4 protein-coding genes are annotated in these 8,983 nt (G+C 63.2%); 3 read left to right on the plus strand and 1 reads right to left on the minus strand.

Annotated features, from left to right (window positions below; all coding sequences use genetic code 11):
- Positions 1-155 precede the first annotated feature (155 nt).
- Positions 156-4,022 (minus strand): glycosyl transferase family 36, encoded by a 3,867-nt coding sequence (locus B0E48_RS16675; RefSeq protein WP_077519289.1) that lies wholly within the window; start codon positions 4,020-4,022, stop codon positions 156-158.
- A gap of 246 nt (positions 4,023-4,268) precedes the next feature.
- Here B0E48_RS16675 and B0E48_RS16680 point away from each other — a divergent pair, with 246 nt between their 5' ends.
- From B0E48_RS16680 to gnd, 3 genes are all read left to right on the plus strand, one after another.
- Positions 4,269-5,588 carry a glucoamylase family protein gene (locus B0E48_RS16680; RefSeq protein ID WP_077519290.1) on the plus strand — a complete coding sequence of 440 codons (1,320 nt, stop codon included), beginning with the start codon at positions 4,269-4,271 and terminating at the stop codon, positions 5,586-5,588.
- Entirely contained in the window at positions 5,588-7,108 is a 1,521-nt protein-coding gene (locus B0E48_RS16685) for a mercuric reductase (protein ID WP_077519291.1), read from the plus strand. Before B0E48_RS16680 ends, B0E48_RS16685 begins: the two co-directional genes overlap by 1 nt.
- A gap of 101 nt (positions 7,109-7,209) precedes the next feature.
- Positions 7,210-8,115 (plus strand): phosphogluconate dehydrogenase (NAD(+)-dependent, decarboxylating), encoded by a 906-nt coding sequence (gnd, locus tag B0E48_RS16690; protein WP_077519292.1) that lies wholly within the window; start codon positions 7,210-7,212, stop codon positions 8,113-8,115.
- Positions 8,116-8,983: the final 868 nt, after the last annotated feature.

An 8,983-nucleotide genomic window follows, 5' to 3' on the forward strand; every position in this document is an offset into this window, starting at 1 on the left:
ACATCTTCCGTTATTCCGGCGAAGGCCGGAATCGATCTTCAACAGCGAAGATGATCTATCAGTCGCTTTGTAAGGTATGCGATTCCGGCCTTCGCCGGAATGACGAAAATTGAAGATTCGGGGAGCGCTGAAGTAACGAAAGAGCTTGTCGATCGTTAGCCGAGCACGACACGCAACCGATGTGTCAGTCCATCATCAGCCAGCGCTACCGCATCACCGGAAACAAGCGTTTGGCCGTCCAGTTCAACGTTCACCACCCCACGACAGACCTGGTCCGGATTCTCCACGCTGATCTCGTAACGGCTCACATGCTGCTTGCCACGGTGCTGATAGGTGAGCTGGAAGCCGGGCCACTCCTTGGGGATGCACGGATCGATACGCAGCTTGTCGCCCTGCAGATGGAAACCAAGCACCGCCTCCAAGCCGCCACGATACAGCCACGCGGCGGAACCCGTGTACCAGGTCCAGCCGCCGCGGCCGGTCAGTGCGCCCACCGAATAGACGTCCGCACAAGCGACGTAGGGTTCCACCTTGTAGCGCGCCACCGCTGCGACGTTGCCGCTATGCCGGATCGGATTGAGCAGATCGAACATCCCGCCGGCTCGATCGCCGTCGCCGAGTTTCGCCCAGGCGAAGATCGACCAGGTCGCGCCATGCGTGTACTGGCCACCGTTCTCGCGCACGCCAGGCGGATAGCCCTTGATGTAGCCGGGGTTCTCCTGGCTGTGATCAAACGGCGGGGTGAACAGGCGCGCGATCTGGTGCTCGTGATCCACCAGCAACTGGTCGACCGAAGCCATCGCATGTGCCGCATGTGCCTGGTCGCTCGCGCCGGCCATCACACTCCACGACTGGGCGATGGTATCGATCCGGCATTCGTCGCTGCTGTGCGAACCGAGCGGTGCGCCGTCGTCGTAATAGCCGCGCCGATACCACTGGCCGTCCCACGCGCGTTCCAGCGCCGCGCGCAGATCATCGGCGTAATCCAGCCAGCGTGCGGCGCGTTCATTCTCGCCGCGTTGCGTGGCACAGGGAGCGAACGCGGCGATCGTGCTCAGCAGGAACCAGCCCAGCCAGCTGCTCTCGCCACGCCCCTTTTCGCCGACCGCGTTCATGCCATCGTTCCAGTCGCCGGTACCCATCAGCGGCAGGTCATGGGCACCGTGGGTGAGGCTGGAATCGAGCGCACGCGCACAGTGCTCGTAGATCGAGACTTGCTGATCCGATGCCGCCGGCTGGAAGAACGCATCGGTGGCGCCGTCAGGGATCGCCTGACCGGTAAGGAACGGCAGCATGTCATCCAGCACCGCGTCGTCGCCGGTTACGCCGACGTAATGCATGGCGACATAGGCCAGCCAGATGCGGTCATCACTGATCTTCGTACGGATGCCCTGGCCACCTGGCGGCAGCCACCAATGCTGCACGTCGCCTTCGGCAAACTGGCGGCCGGCGGCACGCAGCAGATGTTCGCGCGCAAGGTCGGGGCGCGCGACGCACAGCGCCATCACATCTTGAAGTTGATCGCGGAAACCGTACGCGCCGCTGGCCTGGTAGTACGCGGTGCGCGCCCACAAGCGGCAACCCTGCACCTGGTACAGCAGCCAGTCGTTGAGCAGGATGTCCATTGCCCGATCCGGCGTGCGTACCTGCACGGTGTCGAGCAGGCCGTTCCATTGCGTGGCGACCTCGGCGAGCACGCTGTCGATTTCGATCGCGCGGTATTTCGTGACCAGGGCCTGGGCATCGGCTGCGCAAGCCGCGTCGCCCAGCATGAAGGCGATGTCGATCTGCGTATCCGGCGGCAGCTCGATGCGTGTCTGCAACGCACCGCACGGATCAAGCCCGGCGCCGAGGCGGCCGGACAGCGGCCGATCGTCGCGCAGTACGGCTGGTCGCGCGATCGTGCCGAGCGGATCGAGGAATTCGCGGCGATCGCCGGTCATCGAATGTTGCTGACCGGCAAGGTCGATAAACGCCACGCGATCACCGAAATCGGGTCGCCACGGATTGCGTGCGAACAGCGCGCCGGTCGACGCATCCCGTGAGGTGATCACATAGGGCGCCGGCGTGGTGCCGTTAGCGCCAAGCGCCCACTCGACATAACCGGTGATCGACAGACGACGCGCTCGTCCCGAGCGGTTGCACAGCCGCAGTCGTGACAGTTTCAGCGAATCGCTCGTCGGCACGCACTGGATCAGCTCCAGCTCGATGCCGTGTGCGTCGTTGCTGAAGCGGGTCCAGCCCTTGCCATGGGTGGTCGTGTACTTCGCGTCGTCGACGCGTATCGGCAGCGCGGTGGCGCTCCACAACACGCCGGTGTCCTCGTCGCGCAGATACAGCACCTCGTGCGGACTATCGCTGACCGGGTCGTTTGGCCACGGCGTCAGCGGATTCTGCTGGCTGTTCAACGACCACGCATAACCACCACCTTCGGCCGAGACCAGGAAGCCGAACGCAGGGTTGGCGATCACATTCACCCACGGCGCCGGCGTGGGGTGCTCGTCGTCGAGGTCGATGCGATAGCTGCGCCCGTTGTCGCTGAAGCCACCATGGCTGTTGCCGAATTCCGGCGGCCCAGAAGCCAACGCAACGGCAGCCGCTGGTGTGCTCGCGCGAATGACCGCCGGCATGGCCATCGTCGCCGCGGGTTCATCAGCGGTGGGTGTGGTTTGCGCATCGTCGATCACTACGCGGGCCACCGTCAGCAGGCCGTTGCGCAAGTCATCGTTGATCGCGCTGTCGCGCAGCGCAAACAGCTCGGTCTTGGGCAGCTGATCGTCGGCTTTCAACTGCGCCTGCTGCGTGCTCACCAGCGAGGCAATCACGCTCTGCAGCGCATCGCCGTCGTCGGCGGTGTTCAGCAATACCACGTCGACCGCCAATCGCTGACTGCGCCAATAGTTCTGCGCCAGCAGCAGCTCCTGCACGCGTGGCAATGCGTCCGAGTGACCGAGCCGCAACAGCACGATCGGGCGATCGCCGGAAATACCGGCCGCCCACAGCGCAGGTGGGCCACCGCGACCGCGTGCCAGTACGTCGGGTGCTGCGCGCTGGTCCGGATCGCTGCTCAACACGGCGTTCATCCAGTGCGCAAAGCGTGCTGCCTGGGGGGCGTCGATGCCGAGCCGTTGCAGTTCGGCTTCGGCATGATTGGCCGCATCGGCGAACAGCAGCTCGGCGGCATTCGCGTTGCCAAGTCGGGCGGTCAATCCCAGCGCACCCTCGCGCGAGTCGGCCAGCTGCGTCCACAGCAGCAAGGTTACGCTGGCGCCGGGAGCGAGCGTGACGCGCCGACGCAGGCTGAACACCGGATCGAGCACGCAACCGCTGCTGTTCGACAGTGCGGCACCCGGCTGCATGGCCTGCGCCTGACGCAGCGTGCGGCCGCGCCCGAGAAAGCATGCGCGGTCGGTTTCGTATTCGGGCGTGGCGTCGACGGGTTGCCCGACGACCTGCAACGCGTGCGCCGCCCAGACTTCAGCCTCGCTGCTGGCACGCCGGCGCCGGGTGGCCAGCAGCACGCCATGCGCGGGATCCCATTCGGTCTCGACGAACATCTTGGAGAACGCCGGGTGCGCGTTGTCGGCGCCGATCGGGCCGATCACGAGCTCGGCATACGAGGTGATCGAGAACGTGCGCGTGCGGTCGCCATGATTGCTCAGGGTGAGGCGGCGCAGTTCGATGTCGGCATCATGCGCCACCGCCACGTCCAGCGTGCTGTGCAGGCTGTGGTGACGACGGCTGAAGCTGGCGCGTCCGGCGCCGAACGCCACCGCGTCATCCGGCATGCGCAGGCCAAGTGGCTGCTGGCTGGTCGACCACACCGCACCGCTGTCTTCGTCACGCAGCATCAGGTAACTGCCCCAGGGGTCGCGAGTGGGATCCTCGCGCCAGCGCGTCACCGCCAGGTCATGCCACTGGCTATAGCCGGAACCACTGCTGCTCAGCATCACGCTGTAATGAGCGTTCGAGAGCAGGCCATGCTGGCGTGGGTCGATGGTGCGCGAAGAAGGGGATGGCATGGATCGTCCTGTCCGTAGCGGCGAAAGCGCCAGCATGCGCCATGTATTGGCATTCGTGGCGTCAAGACGTCAGCGTCGACCTTTGCTTCACCTTGCCGCAGAGTAGGATGACGCGATGAATGACCGAAGCGAGCTGTGCGCAGCCAGCGCCCCCGGGTTGACGCGCAAGGCGCAACACGTTCGGGCCGGCATGTCGCGCGGGCGCCATTGTTGACTACGGCAGCCAGATCCGGCGTGGAATCCCCGATGACCCAGCTCTCCACCCTCACGGACGAGGCCCTGCTCGATCGGCTGCAGCGCGCCGCCTTCGGTTACTTCGTGCAGAACATGAATCCGTGCAATGGCCTGGTGGCCGATACCTCGCGCGACAACTCGCCGGTCAGCATCGCCGTGGTCGGTTTTGCGCTGTCGTCTTATCCGGTGGCCGTGGAGCGCGGCTGGATGGAGCGTGCCGATGCGGTCCAGCGCAGTCTCGCCGCGCTGCGCTTCTTCCGCGACAGCGACCAGAGCGGCAGCCCCACGGCAACCGGCTTCAAGGGTTTCTACTATCACTTCCTCGACATCCACACCGGTGCGCGTGTGTGGCAGTCGGAGTTGTCGATGATCGACACGGCGCTGCTGATGGCCGGCGTGCTCACCGCCAGCATGTATTTCACGGCCGATACGCCCGATGAAGCCGAGTTGCGCGAACTGGCCGATTTCCTTTATCAGCGCATCGACTGGCGCTGGGCGCAGGATGACGGAGATACCATCAAGCAGGGCTGGAAGCCCGAGAGCGGATTCCTGCACTACGGCTGGGAAGGCTACAGCGAGGCGATCGTGCTCTACGTGCTGGCACTGGGGTCGCCGACCTATCCCATCATGGGCGATTGCTACGCAGCGTGGACGGCTACCTACCAGTGGGAAAACCTGTACGACCACGATTACCTGTATGCCGGCCCACTGTTCGTGCATCAGTTCTCGCATGCATGGATCGATCTGCGCGGCATCCGCGACAGTTTCATGCGCGAGAAAGACACCGATTATTTCGAGAACAGCTGCAATGCCGTTTCCATCCAGCGCAGATATACCCAGCTCAACCCACATGAATTCGCGGGCTACGACGAAAATTGCTGGGGACTTTCCGCTTGCGACGGTCCTACCGATGAGCAGGCTGATGTGTTCAATGAGGAACGGCGTCTGTTCGGCTACGCGGCACGCGGCGTGCCATATGGCCCGGATGACGGCACGCTGTCTCCGTCGGCTGTGCTGGGATCGCTGCCGTTCGCGCCGGAGCGGGTGCTTGAAGCCATGCGCAACATACTGACGCGCTATCCGCAGATGCTGACCGACGATCGGCTGTCCAGCAGCTTCAACCCCTCCGTGGGTGCCAGCGATGGGCAGCCATGGGTGTCGGCAGGTCATTACGGACTCGATCAGGGCATTGTATTCATGATGATCGAGAACCACCGCAGTCAGTTCATCTGGCAATTGACGAGTGGCTGCCGCTATATCAGCGACGGCTTGCAGGGCGCCGGATTCGAGGGCGGCTGGTTGCGGCAAGGCCATCCCGGGGGAGCGAACTGATGTCGCCTTTTGATGCATCGGTCACCACGCCGCAGGATGCCTACGAAGACAAGCGGCTCGCCGACGTGCATCCGCAGGCGTGGGTCAATCCGGAGCCGGCGGATCGCTACGCGCTGATCATCGTCGGCGCCGGATCCGCCGGTGTGGCCGCCGCGGAACTGGCCATCGCCATGGGCGTCAAGGTGGCGATGATCGAACGACACCTGATCGGCGGCACCTGCCTCAACACCGGCTGCGTGCCTTCCAAGGCATTGATCCGCACCGCGCGGCTGTATGCCGAGATGCGCGATGCCGCCCGCTACGGCGCGAAGGTTCCGGACAACATCCAGGTGGACTTTGCCGCAGCGATGGATCGCGTGCGACGCATCCGCAGCCACCTCAGTGGCGGCTCGTCGGTACGTCGGCTGGCCGCGCTCGGCGTCGACATGTTCTTCGGCAATGCGCGCTTTGCCGGGCCGGACACGCTGATGGTGAACGAGCAGAAGTTTTGCTTCGCCAAGGCCATGATCGCCACCGGCACTCGGCCGCACGTACCGACCATTCCGGGCCTGCGCGAAGCCGGTTTCCTGACCAATGCCAACGTCTTCAACCTGACCGAATTGCCGCAGCGCCTGCTGGTGATCGGCGGCGGTCCCGTCGGCTGCGAACTGGCCCAGGCGTTTCGGCATCTGGGCGCGAATGTCACCATCGTGCAGGACAAGCCGCTGTTTCTCGAACGGGAGGAGCGCGACGCCGCGCAGATTCTCTCCGATGCCTTCGCGCGTGACGGCCTCGAGGTGCGGCTCAATACGCAGGTCACCGCCGTGCGTGTGGAAAACGGCCGCAAGCTGGTCGATCTGGTCAGCGCCGATTACCGCAGCACCATCGAGGTCGATGCGATCCTCACCGGCGTCGGTCGCGCGCCGAACGTGCAGGGTCTGGATCTGGAAGCGGCGGGTGTCGACTACGATGTTGACAACGGCATCGGTGTCGACGATTTCCTGTGCACCAGCAATCCGCGCGTCTATGCCGCCGGCGATGTCTGTCTCGAGGAGCAGTACACCGACACCGCCGCCGCTTCGGCGCGCATCGTGGTGCACAACGCCTTGATGCGCGGCCGCAAGCGCCTCAGCAAGCTGGTCATTCCGTGGTGTACCTATACCGACCCGGAAATCTCGCATGTCGGCATGTACGTACGCGAGGCCAATCGCAAAGGCATTCCGGTCAAGACCTTTACCGTGCCGATGCACCAGATCGATCGCGCGGTGACCGACAGCGAAGAGATCGGCTTCGTGAAAATCCATATCCGCGACGGCACTGACACCATCCTCGGCGCCACCATCGTGGCCCGCCATGCCGGCGAGATGATCAACGAGATCACCCTGGCCATGGTCGCCGGCATCGGCCTGCGCACGCTGGCGAAAGTCATCCACGCCTATCCCACCCAGGCCGAGGCGATCCGCGAAGCCGCCAAGGCCTATGTGCGTACCCGCATCACCCAGCGGTTGCGCACAAGATTGCAGCGCTGGCTGGCACGCTGACCGTCATCCTCATGCAGGATTGCTGCGCTCACGCCGATTTATCGGCGGCCTGCGTAAGATGGCCGACTTGTGATCTCGTTACCTCAACCTAAGGACACGTTATGGAACTTGGCATGATCGGTCTCGGCAAGATGGGCGCCAACATGGCGGAACGTCTGCTGCAAGGTGGCCACAAGGTAACCGGCTTCGATCCCGGCGCGGATGCACGCAAGGCGCTGGAGGCGCAGGGCGGAGCGTCGGTCGATTCGCTGCAGGCGCTGGTCAAGGCGCTGCCCGCGCCGCGCGTGCTGTGGCTGATGGTGCCTTCGGGCAAGATCACCGACGACACCGTCGACGCGCTGCTGTCCGCGCTCGCGCCAGGCGATACGGTGATCGACGGCGGCAACTCCAACTACAAGGACACCTTGCGTCGCGCGGCCACCTACGCCGACAAGAAACTCAACTACGTCGACTGCGGCACCAGCGGCGGCGTGTGGGGCCTGAAGGAGGGCTACAGCATGATGATCGGCGGCGACGAGAAAGCCGTCGAAGCGCTGCGGCCGATCTTCGAAACGCTGGCGCCCGGCAAGGACCATGGCTGGGGCCGTGTCGGCCCGGTCGGTTCCGGCCACTACACCAAGATGGTTCACAACGGCATCGAGTACGGCATGATGCAGTCCTATGCCGAGGGCTTCTCGATCCTCAAGCACAAGGAGGATTTCGGCCTCGACCTGCACCAGGTCGGCGAGATCTGGCGCTACGGCAGCGTGGTGCGTTCCTGGTTGCTCGACCTCACCACCGACGCACTCAGCAAGAACCCGAACATGGACGGCATCGCGCCGTACGTGGTCGATTCCGGCGAAGGCCGCTGGACCGTCGACGCCGCACTCGATCTCAACGTGTCCGCGCCGGTGATCACCTTGTCACTGATGGAGCGCTTCCGTTCGCGCGACGACGATTCGTTCGCCGACAAGCTGCTGTCGTCGATGCGCAATGAGTTTGGGGGGCATGCGATCAAGAAGGAGTAGGGCGGCGCTCTGGCTGCTTTTGTAGGAGCTTTTGTAGGAGCGACTTCAGTCGCGATGCTCTTTGTGTTTGTCGTTTGTGCTGTTCAAAGCGAAGAGTTTTGTCGACTTCCCGTAAACTTGATCCAGAACTTGGTGCCCACTGACACTCTCCTTGTGATGCCTAACGCTGGAGTTAAGCGGCGGCGAAGCCGTCCGCCTCGAATGAGATGTTAGGGCCCATCACTACTTCCTTGCTTCTTTGCATAACTTACTGCGTCACTAAGCTTGTCGTACCGGTAGCCACGAAATACATACTTGTCGCCTTGGAGAGTGATGTCATATAACTGCATCGCTCGCTCGTCCGTGGTGGCCGATGAAGTTGGTGCTGCGCTGGACTGCGCGGTACTGATGCTTTCAGCTAGCGCACTGCCACAATGCTTACACTTAATTGCTTCTTGCCTTACTGGCTCGGCGCAGAAGGGGCAATTTTTTGTGGTGCCTTCGTCGGCAACCCTAACTTCCGGAAGTGGGACTCGCGTAGAGCTGGTGGTGAATGCCCATACCAAAGAACCAACCCAGCCGATGACTGTCCACCCAAGAAATAAATTTAGGACGATGATGGCTGTTTCGTTTGGATGTTCGCGCCCGTACGCGACAAAGCTTGGGATGAAGTAGATCCCAAGCCCGACAATTGACAGCAGAATGATCAGAGTAATTCCCACATTGCACCCTAACGCTGGAGTTAAGCGGCGGCGTAGCCGAAGAGTTCCTACGCAAAAGTGGACACCGGTTGGTTAGCCGCAACGGGCCTCGAACTCGATGGGAGAACGATAGCCCAAGGCGGAGTGTAAGCGCTTGTTGTTGTAGAAATCGATGTAGCTGTGCACGG

Origin of the sequence: Rhodanobacter sp. C03 (assembly GCF_002001175.1) — a bacterium.
Classification (GTDB): domain Bacteria; phylum Pseudomonadota; class Gammaproteobacteria; order Xanthomonadales; family Rhodanobacteraceae; genus Rhodanobacter.

Bases quoted from the DNA above. Each gene is read 5' to 3' on its own strand.
- gnd (WP_077519292.1), top strand. From the start codon at position 7,210: ATGGAACTTGGCATGATCGGTCTCGGCAAGATGGGCGCCAACATGGCG.
- B0E48_RS16675 (WP_077519289.1), bottom strand. From the start codon at position 4,022: ATGCCATCCCCTTCTTCGCGCACCATCGACCCACGCCAGCATGGCCTG.
- B0E48_RS16680 (WP_077519290.1), top strand. From the start codon at position 4,269: ATGACCCAGCTCTCCACCCTCACGGACGAGGCCCTGCTCGATCGGCTG.
- B0E48_RS16685 (WP_077519291.1), top strand. From the start codon at position 5,588: ATGTCGCCTTTTGATGCATCGGTCACCACGCCGCAGGATGCCTACGAA.